This is a genomic window from Methylocapsa polymorpha (genome assembly GCF_045689225.1).
In the GTDB taxonomy this organism is placed as follows: Bacteria; Pseudomonadota; Alphaproteobacteria; order Rhizobiales; family Beijerinckiaceae; genus Methylocapsa; species Methylocapsa polymorpha.
Window position 1 is genome coordinate 397,263 of sequence record NZ_CP136862.1, and the last position, 21,397, is coordinate 418,659.

Consider the following 21,397-nt stretch of genomic DNA (forward strand, 5'->3'; position numbering starts at 1 on the left):
GATCTGTCTCCGATGAAAGCCCGCGTCGTCGTCACTCTCAAGGATGGCGTTTTAGATCCGCAAGGCAAAGCCATTGAAGGGGCGTTGAAGTCGCTCGACTTCAACGGGATCGAAAGCGTTCGCCAAGGCAAGATCTTCGACATCGAGCTCGCGGCGTCCGATCGAGCCGCCGCGGAAGGATTGTTGCGCCAGGCTTGCGAGAAGCTGCTCGCGAATCAGGTCGTCGAGAATTTCCGCGTGGAGATTGTTGAACTGTCCTGAGCTACGGCCACGCCGATGCGAAGTGACCTCATCACCAAATTCGGCCTAGCGAAAGGCGCTTTTTGATTCGCGCGGGCGATTGCGACGCAAAAGAGTTGATCGAAGCATGAACGCCGCCATTATCCTGTTTCCCGGCTCGAATCGCGAGGGCGATGTTTTTCGCGCCATCGCGGCCACGGGCGGCAAGCCGACGCTCGTCTGGCACCGCGATCATGAGCTGCCGAAGGGAGTCGATCTCGTGGTGCTCCCCGGCGGCTTTTCCTATGGCGATTATCTCCGCTGCGGCGCGATCGCCGCGCGGGCGCCGATCATGGAGGCGGTCCGCGCCCATGCCGCGCACGGCGGGCTTGTGCTCGGCATTTGCAACGGGTTCCAGATCCTTGTCGAAAGCGGGCTTCTGCCGGGGGTCCTAATGCGCAACGCCAATTTGCGCTTCATCTGCCGAATGCAGCATTTGACCGTCGAGCGCATCGATACGCCCTTCGCCTCCCGATATGACAAAGGCCAGACCATCAAAGTTGCGATCGCACATGGCGAAGGCAATTATATCGCGGACGAGGAGACGATCGCGCGCCTCGAAGGCGAGGGCCGCGTCGCCTTCCGCTATTGCGCCGCCGATGGCGCAATCGGCGGCGCCGGCAATCCGAATGGCTCGATGAACGACATTGCCGGGATCTATTCGCAAGGATTGAACGTGCTGGGCCTGATGCCGCATCCGGAAAATCTCATCGATCCGCTTGTCGGCGGGACCGACGGGCGTGGCTTGTTTGAGAGCCTGGCATGCAAATGAAGGGTCGGGCGGACCTTCTCTCCCTTACGAGAGAAGGTTTAGCATGCGTATATACTCGGCACGTGCAAATCGGACCTTCCATTGCCCCTAGATTCAGACCCCCAAGTCACCCCCGAGCTCGCCGCCGCGCATGGCCTCAAGCCCGACGAATATGAGCGCATTCTCGCGCTCATCGGGCGGACGCCAAGCTTTACCGAGATCGGCGTTTTCTCGGCCATGTGGAATGAGCACTGCTCCTATAAATCCTCGCGGCTGCATTTGCGCCGCCTTCCGACCAAGGCGCCTTGGGTGATCCAGGGGCCCGGCGAAAACGCCGGCGTCATCGACATTGGCGATGGGCTCGCCTGCATCTTCAAGATGGAGAGCCATAACCACCCATCTTATATCGAGCCATATCAAGGCGCGGCGACCGGCGTCGGCGGAATCTTGCGCGACGTGTTCACCATGGGCGCGCGCCCGGTCGCCTGCTTGAACCTGCTACGCTTCGGCGCGCCCGAGCATCCGCGCACGCGCCATCTCGTCGCCGGCGTCGTCGCCGGCATTGGCGGCTATGGCAATAGTTTCGGCGTGCCGACCGTGGGCGGCTCAACGAATTTTCACAAAGGCTATGACGGCAATATTCTCGTCAACGCCATGGCCGTCGGCGTCGCCAAAACGGATGAGATTTTCTACGCCAAGGCGACCGGCGTCGGCAATCCGATTGTCTATCTCGGCTCGAAGACGGGCCGCGACGGAATCCATGGCGCGACCATGGCCTCGGCTGCTTTCGAAGCGGATGCGGAAGAAAAGCGCCCGACCGTGCAGGTCGGCGACCCTTTTACCGAGAAACTGCTGCTCGAAGCCTGTCTCGAATTGATGCGCACCGGCGCCGTCATCGCCATTCAGGACATGGGCGCGGCGGGCCTCACCTCATCCGCGGTCGAAATGGGCGCCAAGGGCAATCTCGGGATCGAGCTCGATCTCGACGCCGTGCCCTGTCGCGAGACCGGCATGTCGGCCTATGAAATGCTGCTTTCGGAAAGCCAAGAGCGCATGCTGATGGTGCTCGACCCTGGAAAGGCGCGTCAGGCCGAAGCCGTCTTCCGCAAATGGGGCCTCGATTTCGAGATCATCGGCAAGACGACGGATACTCTGCGCTTCACTGTCAAGCACAAAGGCGAGATCAAAGCCGATCTGCCGATCAAGGAGCTCGGCGACGCCGCGCCGCTTTACGATCGCCCGCATGTCGTCTCAGTGAAGAGGCCGCCGCTCGGCGAAGTCGCCGCGCCTGTCCCTCATGCCCAGGCGCTATTGCGGCTCCTCGCCTCGCCCGACCGTTGCTCCAAGCGCTGGATCTATGAGCAATATGACCATTTGATACTCGGCAATACCGCGCAGGCGCCGGGCGGCGACGCCGCCGTGATCAGGATCGGCGATGGGCCGAAGGGCTTGGCGCTCACGACGGACGTCACCCAGCGCTATTGCGAGGCCGATCCCTATGAAGGCGGCAAGCAGGCGGTCGCCGAAGCCTGGCGCAATCTGACCGCCGTCGGCGCCCTGCCCCGCGCGGCGACCGATAATTTGAATTTCGGCAATCCGGAAAAGCCGGAGATCATGGGCCAGCTTGTCGACTGCATCGAGGGCATAGCCGAGGCCTGCCGCGCGCTCGATTTTCCGATCGTCTCCGGCAATGTCTCGCTCTACAATGAAAGCAGCGGGCGCGGAATACCGCCGACCCCTTCAATCGGCGGGGTCGGCCTCCTTGAAGACGCGAGCCGGACCGCGACCCCCTCGATCAAGCGCCCAGGCGACGCAATCCTCCTGATCGGAACCACCGAAGGCTGGCTCGGCCAATCGCTCTATTTGCGCGAGATTTGCGGCCGCGAACAGGGCGCGCCGCCGCCGGTCGATCTTGCCGCGGAAAAACGGAACGGTGATTTCATTCGCGGCCTCATCGCTAATCGGGCCTTGACCGCCGCGCATGACATCTCCGACGGGGGCCTCGCCGTGGCGCTGGCCGAGATGGCGATCGCCGGCGGAATTGGCGCGAAAATTGAGACGCCTGCGTCGCTTCCGGCCCAGAATTTCCTCTTTGGCGAGGATCAGGCGCGGTATATTGTCACAGCCTCTCCGGAAAAGGCCGCGGCGATCCGGAGCGAGGCGGAAAAAGCCGGCGTCGCCTGTGAAATCATTGGCGCGACCGGCGGCGGCGCGTTGACCCTTGGCGGCGAGATGGCCATATTGTTGGCTGACCTATTGCAAGGCTACGAAGAGTGGCTGCCCGATTATATGGCTGGCGCAATATCTTGAGGGCGGCTGCGATGGCAAGCGCGCGGCAAGAGACGCCTCCGTTTCGCAGCCGATCGAAGAGACGAGGACGAATTTATCATGGCCATGGAACAAGCTGACATCGAGAGGCTCATCAAGGAAGGCATCCCGGACGCCAAGGTCCAGGTCACCGACCTTGTGGGCGACAAGGACCATTACGCGGCTGTCGTCATTTCCTCCGAGTTCACCGGCAAGACCAAGCTCCAGCAACATCAAATCGTTTACAAGGCGCTGGGCAGCAATATGGGTGGCGCGCTTCATGCTCTCCAGCTCACGACCTACGCGCCGAAATGAGGCGTTTGTCGGAAAGCTGACAAAGTCGCAAATTTTCAACCCTCCGTCAGAGGCAAACCTTTATCTGAAAGGATCCGGCAATGCCCATCAAGGATATTATTCAGTCGACCATCGACAAGAACGACGTCGTCTTGTTCATGAAAGGCACCCCGAACTTCCCGCAATGCGGCTTTTCCGGGCAGCTCGTCCAAATCCTCGCCTATCTCGACGTGCCCTATGAGCATGTGAATTGCCTGGAGAATGACGAGATTCGTCAAGGCATCAAGGAATTCTCGAGCTGGCCGACCATCCCGCAGCTCTATATCAAGGGCGAGTTCGTCGGCGGCTGCGACATCGTGCGCGAAATGTTCCAGTCCGGCGAGTTGTCCACGCATTTGACCGGCAAGGGCGTCGAGCACAAGCAGCCGGCCAAGGCGTAAGCGTCAAGGCCGCCTCGGCCTCAACCAAGCCATAGAACGATTGCCCGGCTCACGCCGGGCATTTTTCGTTTTGACGCGGCCGATCGCCCATTCTCCTGCGCTTCAATGACAATCGCGTCCGTTTCCGCAATATTGGAATGATGGTTATCCTCTTTGGCCTCCGGAGCGGCCGCGAATGCTGGAGATCATCGTCGGGGACATCACGACGCTGGCAGTTGATGCGATCGTAAACGCCGCCAATTCCTCCCTGCTCGGCGGAGGCGGCGTCGACGGCGCCATACATCGCGCCGCCGGACCGCGATTGCGCGCCGAATGCGTGACCCTCGGCGGCTGCGCGACGGGAGACGCCAAGATCACGCAAGGCTATCTCCTGCCTGCGCGCTACGTCATTCATGCCGTAGGCCCGATCTGGCGCGGCGGCGGGAGCGGCGAAGACGAGCTTCTGACTTCCTGCTATCGCCGGTCGTTGGAAATCGCCAGCGAACGCGGCTTGCGCTCGATCGCCTTTCCGGCGATTTCCACCGGCGCCTATGGGTTTCCCGCCGACCGCGCGGCCGCAATCGCGGTCGCCAGCGTAAAGGCGCAGGGCGCGGACTTCGAACGCGTCATCTTTTGCTGCTTCTCGGAAGAATCAGCGGCGCATCACGCCCGCGCCTTGGCCGAGACCGAAAAGACTCAGCCCTGACTGGCCTTCAAAAGCGCCAAAGCCTCGGGCGAATCCCATTGCGCAGGGCCGGCCATCGTCCCGATCTCGCATCCATCCGCGCCGATGAGGATCGTCGTCGGCAGACCCAAAACCTTGCCGGTCTGCTTCAAGGCCTGGAAAATATCCGCCGTGCTGTCGGCGTAAAAGGCGAGATTTGTTACCCCTATCTCATTCAGGAAAGCCTTCGGCCGCTCGAGCCTGGCGGTGTCGATATTCACCGCAACCACGAGAAAATCTTTGGAGCCGAGCGCGCCCTGCAAGCGATCGAGCGCAGGCATTTCCTGCCGGCAGGGCACGCACCAAGTCGCCCAGAGGTTCAGGAGCACTTCGCGGCCCTTGAAATCCGCGAGCCCGACCGGCGTCCCGTCAGCCGCCTTGAAAGCGAGTTCGGGAAGCGGCTTTGGAGCCTTGGCGAGGCTTAGGGCCGCGATCTCTCCGTGAACAAGCGGCTGCAGTCGCGCCGCCTTCGCCAAAGCTTCGGGACAAGCAGGATTTACAGCGGCTTCCTTGCCGTCCGGCGGCTTGATCGCGTAAAGGACAATCACCAAAAGCACGGCGGCGATAGCGGCCGCCGCGATCCCGATGCGGCGCGCGAGACCCGGGCTGTTCTCCTGTTTCGAAACGTCTTGCGTCATGCGGACACCGTTCTAAAGAGCGCGAGAAGATGAGCAACAAAATGTGGGGCGGCCGGTTCGCGAGCGGTCCGGACGCCATCATGGAAGAAATCAACGCCTCCATCGGCTTCGATTACAGACTCGCCTTGCAGGACATCGCGGGCTCGCAAGCCCATGTCGCCATGCTCGCGCAAACGGGCATTCTTGCTCAAGAAGACGCGGCGGCGATTGCGAAGGGTTTAGACGAAATCCGCGCTGAAATCGAGGACGGCACATTCACCTTTTCGCGCGCGCTCGAAGACATTCACATGAATATCGAGGCGAGGCTTACCGCGCTGATCGGCGCGGCGGCGGGGCGGCTTCATACTGCGCGCTCGCGCAATGATCAGGTCGCGCTCGATTTCCGGCTCTGGATCCGCGATACGATCGACGCGCTCGACCGGCAATTGCGCGAGCTTCAGGTGGCGCTCGCGGACAAGGCCTTGGCCCATGCGGGAAGCGTCATGCCGGGCTTCACCCATATGCAATCGGCGCAACCTGTCACCTTCGGCCATCATCTTCTGGCCTATGTCGAAATGTTCTCCCGCGACCGTTCGAGACTGCGCGACGCGAGAGTCCGGCTGAACGAATCGCCGCTCGGCGCGGCGGCGCTCGCGGGAACCTCGTTTCCTATCGATCGAGCCGCGACCGCGAAAGCGCTCGGCTTCGACCGGCCGACGGCCAATTCGCTCGACAGCGTGTCCGATCGCGATTTCGTGCTCGAAACTTTGAGCGCCGCGGCGATCTGCGCCATTCACCTTTCGCGCTTCGCCGAAGAGATCGTGCTCTGGGCGACGCCGCAATTCGGCTTCGCGGCCTTGTCGGACAAATTCACGACAGGCTCCTCGATCATGCCGCAAAAGCGCAATCCTGACGCGGCCGAGCTCGTGCGCGGGAAAGCCGGGCGAATCATTGGCGCGCTCAACGGCCTCCTCATTGTCATGAAAGGCCTGCCGTTGACCTATTCCAAGGATATGCAGGAGGACAAGGAGGGCGCCTTCGACGCGCTTCATTCGCTGTCGCTCTGCCTTGCCGCCATGACCGGCATGGTCCGCGATCTCGAGCCTGACCTGAAGCGCATGAAGGCCGCCGCCGGAGCGGGCTATGCGACCGCGACCGATCTCGCCGACTGGCTGGTGCGAAGGCTGAAACTTCCGTTCCGGGAGGCGCATCACATCACCGGCCGCCTTGTCGCGCTGGCGGCCACGAAAAAAATAGGGCTGGAGAAGCTGACCCTCCCCGAAATGCAGGCGGTGGAGCCAAAGATCAGCGACGAGGTCTATGCGGTTCTTGGCGTCGAGAAATCAATTCGGAGCCGCACGAGCTATGGCGGCACGGCGCCGTCAAACGTGCGCGCGCAAGCGAAACGCTGGCTTGCGCGGCTGAACAAGGAGAAGCCGGTCAATCATCCGTCGAGTGCTGAGCCGGAATGAAGCCGCTCGGCCCAATGCCCGCGACCTGCACAATGACCTCGCCATCCTTCGCCCAGACGAAATGCGGCGTCGTCGGAAGCTCCGAGAAGAAGGTTCCCGGCGGATAGGGCGTGACCTTGCTTTCGTCCCATTTATCTCCCCACCCGAAATAAAGGGTTCCTGACAAAACCGTGAGCGTCCGAATCTCCTCGGGATGCGTATGGGGCTGAACCTTGAAGCCTGCGGGGAATTTCAATCGCATGACGTAAAGGCCGGACTTCGCCGGATCGCCATAGAGGACAGCCGTTTGCGGCTTGCCGGCCGCGGCTTCGCTGAAAGCCACGTCTTGAGGCAGCTTCACGACTCCGTCGCTCTCCGCCCGGACGGGGAGTCCCCCAAAGGCCAAACTTAGGCTCAAAAGCCCCGATGCAACGCTAGCCTTCCACATATTTCGACGCATTGGCCGTCCTCCAGATTGATTGCTCCAACTGCACTACGCAGATACGCCTTCGTCCGCTTCGCATTCATGCCGCGCCTCAAAAACGCCAGCGCTTCCGTTTGGTTGCGTGCGTTCAAACCAACCGATCCTCAACCCACCCTTTGCTCCGACGCCATCTTCGCCTTTTGCTTCGACGTCTTAGCGCGGGCGCGCCATTCCTCGAACCTCTGCAAGACAACAAAGACCGAAGGAACGAAAACCACGGTCAGAAGCGTCGAGCCGAGCATTCCCGTCAACACGGCAATGCCGATCGACTTCTGCGCGCTCGCCCCCGCTCCAGAGCTGAGCACCAGCGGAACGACGCCAAGAATGAAGGCGAAGGAAGTCATCAGGATCGGGCGGAAACGGGCGCGCGCCGCTTCGACCGCCGCCGCCATGATCTCATGCCCTTCCCTGATGCGGAGCTCGCGCGCGAACTCGACGATCAGGATGGCGTTCTTGCTCGAGAGAGCGATGAGCAGGATGAGGCCGATCTGCGTATAGAGGTTGCTCGGAACGCCCAACGCCAAAAGCGCGCCAGCCGTGCCGAGCAGCGCGAGAGGCACGGAGACGATCACTGTGAGGGGCGCAATCCAGCTTTCATATTGTCCAGCGAGCACCAGATAGACCAAAAGCAAGCTCAGCGCATAGACGAAATAGATCTGCCCGCCGACTTGCTGTTCCTGGAAGGACATTGCCGTCCAATCATATCCGGAGCCGGGCGGCAGCGTGCTCTTGGCGATCTCCTCCATGACGGCGAGGCCCTGCCCGGAACTATAACCCTGCGCAGTATTGGCAATGACCGTCGCCGCCGGATAAAGATTGTAGAGGCTGATGAGAGACGGACCTGCGACCGTCTTGATGTCGGCGATTGTGCCGAAAGGCACCATATCCCCGGAGTTGTTTCGCACTTGCAGGGTTTTCAAGGATTCAGCGTTGACTCGCGCCGAGGCTTCCGCCTGAACGTAGATCTGGAAGACGCGGCCAAACCTGTTGAATTGTCCAACATAGCTCGAGCCCATGTAGGAGCTCAACGCGTCAAGCGCGCTGCCGAGCGGCACCCCGAGCGTTTCTGTCTTGACCCGGTCGAACGTGACGTCGAGCTGCGGCGCATCGGCTCTAAAATAATTTCGCACGAACGAAAACATGGACTGGTCAGCCGCCCGATCCGCCATCGCCTGCGCAAAGCGCTGCAGCTCGGCGTAATCGAAGCTGCCGTCGCGGATCTCGACCTTCATCGTCGCGCCGGACACATTGCCGATGCCTTGAATCGGCGGCGGAGGCATGACCAAGGCGACACCGTCCTCAAGGGACTTCACGCGCGCCGACAAGGCCGTGTAAAGGCTGAGCAAATCCTGCCCCTTGGCTCGCTTATCCCAATCTTCGAGAATGATATAGGCGACTCCGGCGTTTGAGAGGCTGGCGCTGTCGTTGAGCGCGGCGATCCCGGCGATCGCGACCACATTCTTCACGCCCGGCTGCGTTTTCACGCGCTCCCTCACGCCATCCAGCGCTCGGACCGTGCGCTCCAAAGAGGCGCCTTCGGGGAGTTGCACCACGGCCAGGAAATAGCCCTGATCCTCAACCGGCAGGAACGCCGTAGGCACCTGGCTCAATCCATAGACGGAGAGAGCGACAAGCCCGGCGACGATAAGCGCCATGAAGCCGCTGCGTTTGACCATCTGCGCGATGAGACCCGCGTACCAGCGCTCCGAAACATTGTAGACGTGGTTGAAGGCGCGGTAGAAAATATTGCGCCTCTCCGGGGGAGTCACCGGCCGCAGCCAGAGCGCGCATTGCGTCGGCTTCAAGGTCGCGGCGTTGATCGCGCTGATGAGCGCCGTCGCTGCGATGACAAGGGCGAATTGGCGATACATCTGGCCGCTCAAGCCCGGCAGGAACGCCGCCGGCACGAAGACCGCCATCAACACAAGCGTGATGCCGATGATCGGTCCGAGCAGCTCGGCCATCGCCTTGACGGCGGCGTCATGCGGCGACAGCCCTCGCTCGATATATTTGGCTGCGCCTTCGACCACGATGATCGCGTCGTCGACCACAATGCCGATCGCGAGGATGATGGCGAAGAGCGTCGAAAGATTGACGGTGAAGCCGAATGCGGCGATCGCCGCGAACGCGCCGATGATCGTAACTGGAACCGTGGTCGCCGGAACCAGCGTGGCGCGCCAATCCTGCAGAAAGACGAGGATGACGACCAGCACGAGAAGGGCCGCCTCGATCAGCGTTTTGTAAACGTCATGAATGGCCGCCGCCACAAATTTCGTCGTGTCGAAAGGAACCGACCAGCTCACGCCTTGCGGAAAGGACGCGGCGAGCTCCTTCATCCGGGCCTCGACCCGCTTCGCGACATCGAGCGCATTTGCTTCGGGCAGCTGAAACACCGAAAGGCCGGCGGAGGGTCGCCCATCGAGCTTGAAGTTTTGACTATATTGCTGCGCGCCAAGCTCGATTTTGGCGATGTCCTTCAGCCGCGTGATGGGTCCGCCGCTCGATTCCTCGGTCTTGACGATGATGTTCTCGAACTCGGCGGCTACCGTAAGATTGCTCGGCACGTTGATCGTATATTGGAAATTCTGCCCCGGCGGCGTTGGCGGAATGCCGACCTGACCCGCCACCGTCGAGCGGCTTTGCAGATTAACCACATTGATCACGTCGGCGGGCGAAAGCTTGCGCGCCTCCAGCTTCTGCGGGTCGAGCCAGATGCGCATCGCATATTGGCCGGCCCCGAAGATCGATACATTGCCGACCCCGTCGATGCGCGAAATCTCGTCGAGCAGGTTGATCGTGGCGTAGTTCGACAGGAACAGGCTGTCATAGGCGCCGTCGGGCGAACTCAGCGACACGATCTCGAGAATCGACGTCGATCTCTTATTGGTTTGGATGCCTTGAACTTGCACCGCTTGCGGCAATTGCGACATGGCGGTGGCGACCCGATTCTGGACAAGGATCTGCGCCTTGTCCGCATCGGTTCCAATCTTGAATGTCACCGTGAGCGTATATTGCCCGTCGCTCGTGCTCATCGACGACATGTAGATCATGCCCTCGACGCCATTGACCTTTTGCTCGATCGGAAGCGCGACGTCGCGCACCACGGTCGCCGGGCTCGCTCCTGGATAACGAGCCGTCACCTGCACCGTCGGCGGCACGACGTCGGGATATTGAGCGACCGGCAGATTGAAAAGGGCGACAAGGCCCAGGATCACGATCAGGAACGCGATGACATTAGCGAGGACTGGCCGCTCGATGAAGAATTTCGCGATCATGGATTGTCCTGCATGGCAGTCGCCGCGCCTTCGATCGGATTGACCAAATTGCCCGGGACCGCGCGCTGAAGGCCGCCGACGATCACGCGCTCGTCCGGCTTCAGGCCTAGCTTGATGACCCTGAGGCCGCCGTCGATCAGGTCGCCGACCTCGACGCGGCGCTCCTCAACAATGTTCTTGTCATTGACGACGAGAAGATATTGGCCCTGTTGCGCCGTGCCGAGCGCTATGTCGGGCGCCAGAACAGCTTCGGCGTCATGCTCGATCGGAATTCGCACGCGCACGAACAGGCCAGGCAGGAACAAGGTGTTCTTATTATCGAGAACGGCTCGGACCGGGAGCGTGCCGGTGTTTCGATCGATTTCCGGCGCTATGTAATCAATCTTGCCGCTGTGTTGATAGCCCTCCTCCGTCTGCAAGCCAATCTCGACCGGAATCGGCCCAAGCTGCCTGATCGTCACGCCGAGATCGCTCAGCCGTTGACGCACGCGAAGCACTTGCTGCTCATCGACATTGAAATTGACGTAGATCGGATCGACCTGGACGATCGTCGCGAGCTTGGTTGGCCCGCTTGCCCCGACGAAGGCGCCGGCGTCCGCAAGCCGCGCCGAAACGATTCCATCGAATGGGGCGACGATGGTTGTATATTCGAGATTGCGCTGGGCCTGTTCGACCTGACCCTTGGCCTGGGCGAGCGCCGCATAGGTCGAATCGCGCTTCGCCCTTGATTCATCGAGCGAGGCGACCGACGAAGATTGACGCGCCACCAATTCCTGCTTGCGCTTGAGGTCGGCGTCGGCCTGCACGAGAAGAGCCTCTTGCTGCTCCTGCGCAGCTTTCGCGATCGTCAGAGCGATCTGGTAGTCATTGGGCTGGATCTTGAACAGGAGATCGCCTTTGTTGACCTTGGCGCCGTCCTTGTACCCGATCTTTTCAAGAAAGCCCTGCACGCGCGCGACGAGGTCAACCTTGTTGAAAGCCGCCGTGGCCCCGGTCAGCTCGCTATACAGCGTGACCTTGCGCTGTTGCGATTTCACGACCGTGACGTCGGCGACCGGCGGCGGCTGATACTTGTTTTGGTTGTTGCAGCCTGCGAGAGTCAGAAGCGACAAGGCGGCTACGGCCAATCCCTTGCTCAACGTCGCCGCAATATTATCCATGGCCGCCTCAATCCTGCCCATCGATCGGATCCTCGCTGACGAGCGCAGATTATTGCGCCGGCGCCGCTACGAAGACGTCGCCCACCCGCCGCCGTGGTCCTCGGCGCAAGCTAACGCCTGTCGGTCTCCAAGACCAGCAGGTCCACGCAGATTCGTCAGCGGATCTTTGGACAAAAATCCTAACATATTGCTCGGAGCGCCGCGGCGCGCCTTGGAGGCTTCGTCGCATTTTAGCGTCACGACCAGGCGCCGCTCCGTCACAAAACTGCTCAAGCTTGGGAAAAGGCGATCTTTATAGTCTTCCGCGCATGCGCTAGGATCTAGTCGCTTCAAGCGGCGCGTGGCCGCCTCCGGTCACGAAGGACGAGGAAGTCTTGAGCTATCGGATGGCGCTGGTCTCCGGCCAGTGCGCATTGATGGCAAGCAGCGACGCACGTTTCGTCTGCGCGCGCGTTCGGCCTTTGTAAACGAGGGAGCTCCGTCTTAATGGACATCAAAGTCGAAGACCGGGCGGCTTCCGACGCAGACGCGGCTGCGGCGATCAAGGAGGCGATCCTCAACAAGCTGATCTACTCGGTCGGCAAGAGCCTCGAAGCCGCCAGTTCCCACGACTGGTTCGTCGCGACTGCGTTTGTGGCGCGCGACCGGATCGTCGAACGCTGGCTCGCTTCGATCGATGAGGTCAATCGAACCGGCCGCAAGCAGGTCTATTATCTAAGCGTTGAGTTCCTTATCGGCCGCCTCTTGTTCGACGCGCTGACAAATATGGAGATGGTGGAGCCGACGCGGGCGGCGCTCTTCGCCCTCGGCGTGGATCTCGACGAGCTACGCGAGGTCGAACCCGACGCGGCGCTTGGCAATGGCGGCTTGGGCCGGCTCGCCGCCTGCTTCATGGAGAGCCTGGCGACTCTCTCGATCGCGGCCTTCGGCTATGGCATTCGCTATGATCATGGCCTGTTCCGCCAGCGCATCAAGGACGGCCGGCAACTCGAATATCCCGAAGAATGGCTGGCGTTTGGAAATCCTTGGGAGTTCCAGCGCCCCGAGGTGGATTACGAGATCGGCTTCGGCGGGCGCATCGAGGCTGAGCACCAGCCGGATGGCACCGTCAAGCATGTCTGGCTGCCTGGCGAGACGGTCGAAGCCGTCGCCTATGACACGCCGATCGCCGGTTGGCGCGGCGCTCATATCAATACGCTGCGGCTGTGGTCGGCGCGCGCGCCGGATCCGCTGCGGCTCGACAAATTCAACAGCGGCGACCATGTCGGCGCGCTGATGGATCAGGTGCGCGCCGAGTCTATCTCCAAGGTGCTTTATCCAGGCGACACCACCCCGGCAGGGCAAGAGCTTCGGCTGCGTCAGGAATTTTTCTTCGCCTCCGCCTCGCTGCAGGATCTGGTGCTCCGCCATCTCCGCCAGCATGGCGGGATATTGTCGCTCGCCGACAAGGTCGCGATCCAGCTCAACGACACCCATCCCGCGATCGCGGTCGCCGAGCTGATGCGCATCCTCGTCGATCTTCACGACGTCCCCTGGCGCGACGCCTGGGCGATCACGCAAGCCACATTCGGCTACACCAACCATACGCTGTTGCCGGAGGCGCTGGAGACCTGGCCGGTCCCGCTAATGGAGCGGCTGCTGCCGCGCCATATGCAGATCATCTATCTGATCAACGCCATCCATCTCGATCAAGCTAGCAAGCTCGCCGATTCTACCGGCGAACGGCTCGCCGCAATCTCTCTGATCGATGAGGCGCATGGACGCCGCGTCCGCATGGGCCATCTCGCCTTCCTGGGTTCGCATAAGGTGAACGGCGTTTCCAGGCTTCATTCGGACTTGCTGAAGGTCACGGTGTTTCGCGAGCTTGACGCCGTGCTTCCGGGCCGGATCACCAACAAGACGAATGGCGTCACCTTCCGGCGCTGGCTGAAGGAGGCCAATCCCGGACTGACCAGCCTGCTGACCGAAGTCGTGGGCGACCGGCTGCTCGACGACGCAAGGTTGCTCGAGAAGGTCGCCGCCGTCGCCGGAGATGCGGCGTTCCAGGAGCGCTATGCGGCGGAGCGCCGCGCAAACAAGGTCGCGCTCGCCAAGCTCGTGCGGCATCGGCTCGGGATCAAGATCGATCCCGACGCGCTGTTCGACGTTCAGATCAAGCGCATTCATGAGTACAAGCGCCAGATCCTCAACATTCTGGAGACGATCGCGGTCTATGACATGATCCGCGCCCAGCCGATGCGCGATTGGATTCCCCGCGTCAAGATTTTCTCTGGAAAAGCGGCGGCGAGCTACGCGACGGCGAAGCTGATCATCCAGCTCGCCAATGACGTCGCCAAGATCGTGAACGCCGACCCGACGGTGCGAGGAATTTTGAAGGTCGTCTTCCTGCCGAACTATAATGTGAGCCTGGCCGAGCGGATCATCCCAGCGGCCGACCTCTCGGAGCAGATCTCGACGGCGGGCATGGAAGCTTCTGGCACCGGCAATATGAAGCTCGCCTTGAACGGCGCGCTCACGATCGGCACGCTAGACGGCGCCAATGTCGAGATCCGCGAGAAGGTCGGAGCCGACAATATCTTCATTTTCGGACTCACTGCGGAAGAGGTCGAGGCGCATCGCCACCGCGGCATAGACGGAAGCGACGCGATCAACCGGTCCGCCAAGCTCGCCGAAGTGCTCGAAGCGATCGCCTCCGGCGTCTTCTCGCCCGATGAGCCGGACCGCTATCGCGGACTTGTCGACATCTTGATCCATCACGACTATTTCATGGTGACGGCCGATTTCGAGAGCTATTACGAAGCGCAGCGCGCTGTATTCCGGCGGTGGCGCGACAAGCGCTCGTGGTGGCGGGCCGCCGCCCTCAACACGGCGCATATGGGTTGGTTCTCATCTGACCGCACAATTGCCGAATACGCCAAGGACATCTGGGACGTTCCGGTGAAGCCGCCCGGACGGGGGTGAGATGGATCGCGTCAGGAAGGGCGATTACGCCGGCGCCAAACCGGCCTGGCGCATCGGCGACGATGCGTTGGAAGCCATACTGGCCGCGCGCTGCCAAGATCCCTTCGCCGTCCTCGGACCCCATGAAACCCCAGATGGAATAGCGATTCGCGCTTTCGTCCCCTATGCCGAGCGCCTGACGGCCGTCCCGGAGGATGGGTCAGCCGAGATCTCGCTCGCCGCACGCGGCGGCGGCATGTTCGAGGGACTGGCGAAAGGGCGGATGAGCCGATTCCGCTACCGCTTGCGGGCGGAGAATGCGGGCGGTTCGTGGGAGTTCGTCGACGCTTACGCGCTGCCGCCGGTCTTGGGCGCGATGGACGACTATCTTCTGGTCGAGGGCACACATCGTCTGCTTTACGAGCGGCTCGGCGCGCATCCGATGCGGTTCGAAGGTATTGACGGCGTGCATTTCGCGGTCTGGGCGCCGCGGGCGCTCAGAGTCTCGGTGGTCGGCGACTTCAATGAGTGGGACGGCAGGCGCCATCAGATGCGCAAGCGCATCGATTCGGGCCTATGGGAGATTTTCGCGCCGGGCGTGAGCGAATCGGCGGTCTACAAATATGAGATCATCGCCCACGATGGCCGGCTTCTGCCGCTGAAAGCCGATCCGATCGGCTTCGCGGGCGAGCTGCGGCCATCGACGGCCTCTGTCGTCGCCCGAACCGATTGCTTCCGCTGGTCCGACGAGGCCTATCTCGAAACCCGCGCCCGCAGAGACCTGCGCCGCGAGCCAGTGGCGATCTACGAGGTTCATCTCGGCTCATGGACGCGCGGCGAAGGAGGGCGGTTTCTCACCTATGACGAGCTCGCCGAGCAGCTGATTCCTTACTCGCTTGACCTCGGCTTCACGCATCTCGAGCTGCTGCCGATCTCCGAACATCCGCTCGACGCGTCCTGGGGCTATCAGCCGATCGGGCTCTTTGCGCCGACCCGGCGGTTCGGCGAACCGGCGGGCTTCGCGCGTTTCGTCGACAAGGCGCATGCAGCGGGCCTGGGCGTCATCATTGATTGGGTTCCGGCGCATTTCCCAACCGATATGCACGGGCTCGCGCTTTTCGACGGCGAACCGCTTTACGAACATGCCGATCCGCGCCGGGGTTTCCATCCCGACTGGAACACCGCGATCTATGATTTCGGCCGCCGCGAGGTCGCGGCCATGCTGACGGCGAATGCGCTTTTCTGGCTCGATCGCTACCATGTAGACGGGCTGCGCGTCGATGCGGTCGCCTCGATGCTCTACCTCGACTATTCCCGCAAGCAAGGCGAATGGCTGCCGAACCCCGACGGCGGCAACGACAACCGCGACGCCGTCGCTTTCCTAAAAAATGTCAACGAACTCGTCTATGCGACTCATCCAGGAACCGTCACGATCGCGGAGGAATCCACCGCATGGGGCGGCGTCTCGAGGCCAACAAGCGCAGGCGGCCTCGGTTTCGGGTTCAAATGGAATATGGGCTTCATGCACGATACGCTCGACTACATGGCGCTCGATCCGGTGCATCGTCGATGGAGTCACGACAAGCTGACCTTCGGCCTGCATTACGCCTTTTCTGAAAATTTCGTTCTGCCGCTGAGCCATGACGAGGTCGTCCACGGCAAAGGCTCGCTGCTCGAGAAAATGTCCGGCGACGACTGGCGCAAATTCGCCAATCTCAGAGCCTATTACGCTTATATGTGGGCGCATCCCGGTAAGAAGCTTCTTTTCATGGGCCAGGAATTCGCGCAGCAGCGCGAGTGGAGCGAGGATCGAGCGCTCGACTGGGATCTCCTCGCCTATCCGCCGCATGAAGGCGTGCGGGTGCTGATCAAGGATTTGAACCGGCTCTACCGCGCGCATCCGGCGCTTCATGCGCGCGACTGCGAGCCGGAGGGCTTTCGCTGGATTGTCGCGGACGACATCATGCAATCGGTGATCGCCTGGGCGCGCTATGGCGCAGAGGGCGATTCCCCAGTGGTCATGGTGACGAATTTCACGCCGGAGCCGCGACAGTCCTATCGGATAGGACTGCCACGATCAGGCCGCTGGCGGGAAATCCTCAACACGGACGCCGAAATCTATGGCGGATCGGGCATGGGCAATCTTGGCGCGGTCGAGGCGTTGGACGCGCCATCGCATGGCCTTCCAGCCTCGGCCGAACTGACCCTTCCGCCGCTCGCAACGCTTTATTTCACGCTCCAGGGTTAAGAACAAAATCGCGGCGAGGACGTTTTGAGCGCATCAAACCGGCCATGGACAGGAATAAAGCATGAGATCGAGCGCGCCGATCGGACGTCAGGCGATGGCCTTCGTGCTTGCGGGAGGACGCGGCAGCCGCCTCCTGGAATTGACCGACCGACGCGCCAAGCCCGCGGTCTATTTCGGCGGCAAATCGCGCATCGTCGATTTCGCCCTTTCCAATGCGCTCAATTCAGGCATCCGGCGCATCAGCGTCGCAACTCAATATAAAGCGCATAGCCTCATCGGCCATTTGAATCGCGGCTGGAACTTTTTTCGCCAAGGCGCAAATGAGAGCTTCGACATCCTGCCGGCGAGCCAGCGTGTATCAGAGAATCAATGGTATATGGGCACCGCGGACGCGGTCTTTCAGAATATCGACATCATTGCCGACCGCGCGCCGAAATATATGGTCATCCTGGCCGGCGATCATATCTACAAGATGGATTACGAGCTGATGCTGCAACAGCATGTTGATTCGGGCGCTGCCGCAACCATCGGCTGCCTCGCCGTGCCGCGCGAGGAGGCGAGCGGCTTCGGCGTGATGCATGTGGACGAGTCCGGCAGGATCATCTCCTTCATCGAGAAGCCGGACGCTCCGCCCCCGATGCCCGGCGATCCTGAGAAGTCGCTCGCCTCGATGGGCATCTATGTTTTCGAGACGAGTTTCCTGTTCGACCAACTCGATCGCGACGCCGCCGATCCCAGCTCGACCCGCGATTTCGGCAGGGACATCATTCCCTTCATCGTCAAGCACGGCAAGGCGATGGCGCATCACTTTTCGCAATCCTGCGTTCGCTCATCGAACGAAACGCAGGCCTATTGGCGCGATGTCGGAACTGTCGACGCTTATTGGGAGGCCAATATCGATCTGACCGACATTGTCCCGGACCTCGACCTCTTCGATCAGGAGTGGCCGATCTGGACCGATAGCGCGATCACGCCGCCGGCGAAATTCGTCCATGATGAGGACGGGCGGCGCGGCATGGCGCTCTCCTCCCTTGTCTCGGGAGGCTGCATTATCTCCGGCGCCAAGGTCAAGCGCTCGCTCTTGTTCACTGGAGTCCGGGCGAATTCCTACGCCGATGTCGAGAACGCCGTCATTATGCCTTACGTCGATATAGGACGCTCGGCGCGGCTCAAGAATGTGGTCATCGACCGCGGCGTGACAATCCCTGAAGGCCTCGTCGTCGGCGATGATCCTGTGGCGGACGCCGAGCGCTTTCGCCGGACCGAGAAAGGAATCTGCCTGATCACCCAATCCATGATCGACAGGCTTGGCGCATGAGCGCAGTCTCGGTGCTTGCGGTCGCCTCGGAGATCTATCCGCTGGCGAAGACGGGCGGCCTCGCCGATGTCGTCGGCGCCCTGCCCGCCGCTCTCGCGGCTGAGGGAATCGAGACCGTCACGCTCGTACCGGGCTATCCGGCGGTGATGGAAAAGATCGAAGCCGCCGAACCGGTGCTGGCCGCGAGCGACCTCTTCGGCGGCGAAGCGAAAGTCCTGCGCGCCTGCGCCGCCGGCCTCGACCTCTTCGTGCTTGACGCGCCGCATCTCTACGCCCGGCCCGGCGGCCCCTATACCGGGCCAGATGGCCGCGATTGGCCGGACAATGCGTTCCGCTTCGCCGCCCTCTCTTTGACAGCGGCGCAGCTCGGCCTCGGCGAGGCGGCGGGCTTTACGCCCGATATCGTCCATGCGCATGACTGGCAGGCGGGCCTCGCCGCCGCCTATCTCGCCTATGATGGCAGGCCGCGGCCGGCGACCGTATTCACGATCCACAATCTCGCCTTCCAAGGGAAGTATCCCGCCGACCTTCTTGGAGCGCTCGGTCTGCCGCCCCAGTCCTTCTCAATCGACGGCGTCGAATATTATAACGCAATCGGCTTTCTCAAAGCGGGACTGCGCCTGTCCGACCGGATCACGACCGTGTCGCCGACCTATGCCGCAGAAATCCGAACGCCGGAAGGCGGGATGGGACTCGACGGGCTTTTGCGCGAACGCGCCGATGTCGTGACCGGCATCCTCAACGGGATAGACGACAAGATATGGGACCCGGAAATCGACCCGCTGATCGCCTCGCGCTATGCCATTCAGTCGTCGGCGCTGCGCTATGCGAACAAGACGGCTCTGCAAAAGCGGCTCGGGCTCGCCGTCAACCCCGACGCGCTCGTCTTCGGCGTGGTGAGCCGGCTATCCTGGCAGAAGGGACAGGATCTTACGCTGGCCAATCTCGATATTCTGGAGCGCATGGGCGCGCAGCTTGCCATGCTCGGCGCCGGCGAGCCCTGGCTTGAGGAAGGCTTTCGCGCCGCGGCTCTGGCGCGGCCCGGCAAGGTCGGCGCCGTTTTCGGCTATGACGAGGCGATCGCGCATCAGATCCAGGCCGGTTCGGATGCGCTGCTGATCCCTTCGCGTTTCGAGCCTTGCGGATTGACCCAGCTTTGCGCGCTCCGCTATGGCGCGCTTCCGGTCGCCGCCCGCGTCGGCGGCCTCGCAGACACGATTATCGACGCCAATGAGGCGGCTCTCGCGTCAGGCGTCGGAACGGGGTTTCTATTCTCGCCCGCCGCCAGCGAAATGCTCGGCGCGACGATCGAACGCGTCGGCCGGCTTTGGGCGAACAAAGAGGCCTGGAGCCGGCTGATGATGGATGGGATGAAGACGGACGTCTCCTGGCGTCGCCCCGCCATAGAATACGCCAGACTCTATCGTAGTCTCGTCGCAGAACGGCGCCAGTGAACGTAGGTCGCCACAAGACCCTGTGTTGGAAAGATCCATGATCCAAACCATCGCCACCACGCCATTCGACGATCAGCGGCCGGGAACCTCGGGACTTCGCAAGAAAGTCACGGTGTTTCAAACCCCGCATTACGTCGAGAATTTCGTGCAGTCGATCTTCGATTGTCTTGAGGGCTTTCAGGGCGGGACATTGATCGTCGGCGGCGACGGACGCTACTTCAATCGCGAGGCGATCCAGACCGTCTTGAAGATCGCGGCGGCGAATGGCTTCGGCAAGATCCTTGTTGGGCGCGGCGGCATATTGTCGACGCCCGCCGCCTCGAACCTGATCCGCCAGCATGGCGCCTTCGGCGGCGTCGTTCTCAGCGCCAGCCACAATCCAGGCGGTCCTCATGGCGATTTCGGCATCAAATATAATGTCTCGAACGGCGGACCCGCGCCCGAAAAAGTGACTGAAGCGATCTTCGCCCGCACCAAGACCATCACGGAATATCGGATCGTCGAGGCGCCCGACGTCGATCTCGACCAGCTAGGCGCCGTCCGGCTCGGACCGGCCGAGGTCATCGTGATCGATCCGGTCGACGAATATGCGCGATTGATGCAGCGGCTTTTCGATTTCGACCAGATCCGCGCCTTGTTCCAGTCCGGGTTCCGGCTGCGCTTCGACGCCATGTCCGCCGTGACGGGACCCTATGCGACGCGGATCTTTGAAGGTCTACTCGGCGCGCCCGCAGGAACGGTCCTCAACGGGACTCCTTTGCCGGATTTCGGCGGCCATCACCCGGACCCGAATCTCGTCCACGCCAAGCATCTTTTCGACCTCGCCATGACGCCGGACGGCCCAGACCTTTGCGCGGCCTCCGATGGCGACGGCGATCGCAATCTCATCATCGGCCGCGGCCTATTCGTGACGCCGTCCGACAGTCTCGCGCTCCTCGCCGCAAACGCGCATCTGGCCCCGGGCTACGCGGGGGGCGTCGTTGGAATCGCCCGCTCCATGCCGACGAGCCGCGCCGCCGATCAGGTCGCCGCGCGGCTGAAGGTTCCGCTGTTCGAGACGCCGACCGGATGGAAATTCTTCGGCAATCTGCTCGACGCCGGAATGGCGACGATCTGCGGCGAGGAGAGCGCCGGCACCGGCTCCAACCATGTGCGCGAAAAGGATGGTCTCTGGGCGGTCCTGCTTTGGCTCAATATTCTCGCCGCGCGGCGCGAGAGCGTCAAAGACATCGTCGTGAGGCATTGGGCCGACTATGGGCGAAACTATTATTCGCGCCATGATTACGAGGAGGTCACCTCGGACGGCGCAAATGCGCTTATCGAAGCGCTGCGGGAATCCCTGCCCAGTTTGAAAGGCAAGCCTCTCGGCGGGCTCACAATCGCCGAAGCCGATGACTTCGCCTATCACGATCCGGTAGACGGCTCGGACTCGAAGCATCAGGGCGTTCGTCTCCATTTCGAAGATGGCGGCCGCATCGTCTACAGGCTCTCCGGCACCGGCACCGCCGGCGCCACGCTCCGGGTCTATATCGAACGCTTCGAGCCCGATCCGACGCGGCAGAACCTCGACACGCAATTTGCGCTCGCCGACCTCATCGCGCTTTCGCGCGACATCGCCGGCATCGCCCATTACACTGGACGCGACGCGCCGACAGTCATCACCTGAGCAGCGGAGG

General features: G+C 61.9%; 16 protein-coding genes. 12 read left to right on the top strand and 4 right to left on the bottom strand.

Annotated elements, in window-relative coordinates; translation table 11 throughout:
• Positions 1 to 12 precede the first annotated feature (12 nt).
• From purS to RZS28_RS02060, 6 genes are all read left to right on the top strand, one after another.
• Positions 13 to 261: a phosphoribosylformylglycinamidine synthase subunit PurS gene (gene purS, locus RZS28_RS02035; protein ID WP_407339555.1), complete on the top strand. Its 249-nt coding sequence runs from the start codon at positions 13 to 15 to the stop codon at positions 259 to 261.
• 106 nt (positions 262 to 367) lie between these two features.
• On the top strand, positions 368 to 1,051 hold the full coding sequence (gene purQ / locus RZS28_RS02040) for a phosphoribosylformylglycinamidine synthase subunit PurQ (RefSeq protein ID WP_407339556.1): 684 nt from the start codon (positions 368 to 370) through the stop codon (positions 1,049 to 1,051).
• 81 nt (positions 1,052 to 1,132) lie between these two features.
• On the top strand, positions 1,133 to 3,340 hold the full coding sequence (gene purL / locus RZS28_RS02045; RefSeq protein ID WP_407339557.1) for a phosphoribosylformylglycinamidine synthase subunit PurL: 2,208 nt from the start codon (positions 1,133 to 1,135) through the stop codon (positions 3,338 to 3,340).
• 78 nt (positions 3,341 to 3,418) lie between these two features.
• On the top strand, positions 3,419 to 3,652 hold the full coding sequence (locus RZS28_RS02050; RefSeq protein ID WP_407339558.1) for a BolA/IbaG family iron-sulfur metabolism protein: 234 nt from the start codon (positions 3,419 to 3,421) through the stop codon (positions 3,650 to 3,652).
• Positions 3,653 to 3,732: 80 nt separating this feature from the next.
• A complete protein-coding gene (gene grxD / locus RZS28_RS02055; RefSeq protein ID WP_407339559.1) occupies positions 3,733 to 4,071 on the top strand; it encodes a Grx4 family monothiol glutaredoxin in 339 nt (112 codons plus the stop codon).
• Between the two features lie 175 nt (positions 4,072 to 4,246).
• Positions 4,247 to 4,756, top strand: coding sequence for an O-acetyl-ADP-ribose deacetylase (locus RZS28_RS02060; protein ID WP_407339560.1), 510 nt, complete (start codon positions 4,247 to 4,249; stop codon positions 4,754 to 4,756).
• Here the strand turns inward: RZS28_RS02060 and tlpA are convergent.
• On the bottom strand, positions 4,747 to 5,412 hold the full coding sequence (gene tlpA, locus RZS28_RS02065; protein WP_407339561.1) for a thiol:disulfide interchange protein TlpA: 666 nt from the start codon (positions 5,410 to 5,412) through the stop codon (positions 4,747 to 4,749). The two genes, RZS28_RS02060 and tlpA, sit on opposite strands and share 10 nt — an antisense overlap.
• A 29-nt stretch (positions 5,413 to 5,441) precedes the next feature.
• Between tlpA and argH the strand changes: the two genes are divergently transcribed.
• Positions 5,442 to 6,863, top strand: coding sequence for an argininosuccinate lyase (gene argH, locus RZS28_RS02070; protein ID WP_407339562.1), 1,422 nt, complete (start codon positions 5,442 to 5,444; stop codon positions 6,861 to 6,863).
• Here the strand turns inward: argH and RZS28_RS02075 are convergent.
• From RZS28_RS02075 to RZS28_RS02085, 3 genes are all read right to left on the bottom strand, one after another.
• Positions 6,832 to 7,302, bottom strand: coding sequence for a cupin domain-containing protein (locus tag RZS28_RS02075; protein WP_407339563.1), 471 nt, complete (start codon positions 7,300 to 7,302; stop codon positions 6,832 to 6,834). The two genes, argH and RZS28_RS02075, sit on opposite strands and share 32 nt — an antisense overlap.
• Positions 7,303 to 7,430: 128 nt before the next feature.
• Positions 7,431 to 10,601, bottom strand: a complete 3,171-nt coding sequence (locus RZS28_RS02080; protein ID WP_407339564.1) for an efflux RND transporter permease subunit — start codon at positions 10,599 to 10,601, stop codon at positions 7,431 to 7,433.
• Positions 10,598 to 11,782, bottom strand: coding sequence for an efflux RND transporter periplasmic adaptor subunit (locus RZS28_RS02085; protein ID WP_407339565.1), 1,185 nt, complete (start codon positions 11,780 to 11,782; stop codon positions 10,598 to 10,600). The genes RZS28_RS02080 and RZS28_RS02085 overlap by 4 nt, the downstream gene beginning before the upstream one ends.
• A gap of 465 nt (positions 11,783 to 12,247) precedes the next feature.
• Between RZS28_RS02085 and RZS28_RS02090 the strand changes: the two genes are divergently transcribed.
• The 5 genes from RZS28_RS02090 to RZS28_RS02110 all read left to right on the top strand — a co-directional run bounded on the left by RZS28_RS02090 (position 12,248) and on the right by RZS28_RS02110 (position 21,387).
• The gene (locus RZS28_RS02090) at positions 12,248 to 14,722 is read left to right on the top strand and encodes a glycogen/starch/alpha-glucan phosphorylase (protein ID WP_407339566.1); all 2,475 of its coding nucleotides are present in this window, start codon (positions 12,248 to 12,250) and stop codon (positions 14,720 to 14,722) included.
• A 1-nt stretch (position 14,723) separates the two neighbouring features.
• Positions 14,724 to 16,949: a 1,4-alpha-glucan branching protein GlgB gene (glgB, locus tag RZS28_RS02095; protein WP_407339567.1), complete on the top strand. Its 2,226-nt coding sequence runs from the start codon at positions 14,724 to 14,726 to the stop codon at positions 16,947 to 16,949.
• A 61-nt stretch (positions 16,950 to 17,010) separates the two neighbouring features.
• Positions 17,011 to 18,267: a glucose-1-phosphate adenylyltransferase gene (glgC, locus tag RZS28_RS02100; RefSeq protein ID WP_407339568.1), complete on the top strand. Its 1,257-nt coding sequence runs from the start codon at positions 17,011 to 17,013 to the stop codon at positions 18,265 to 18,267.
• Positions 18,264 to 19,721 carry a glycogen synthase GlgA gene (gene glgA, locus RZS28_RS02105; protein ID WP_407339569.1) on the top strand — a complete coding sequence of 486 codons (1,458 nt, stop codon included), beginning with the start codon at positions 18,264 to 18,266 and terminating at the stop codon, positions 19,719 to 19,721. Before glgC ends, glgA begins: the two co-directional genes overlap by 4 nt.
• Positions 19,722 to 19,758: 37 nt before the next feature.
• Positions 19,759 to 21,387: an alpha-D-glucose phosphate-specific phosphoglucomutase gene (locus RZS28_RS02110; protein WP_407339570.1), complete on the top strand. Its 1,629-nt coding sequence runs from the start codon at positions 19,759 to 19,761 to the stop codon at positions 21,385 to 21,387.
• The last annotated feature ends 10 nt before the right edge of the window (positions 21,388 to 21,397 follow it).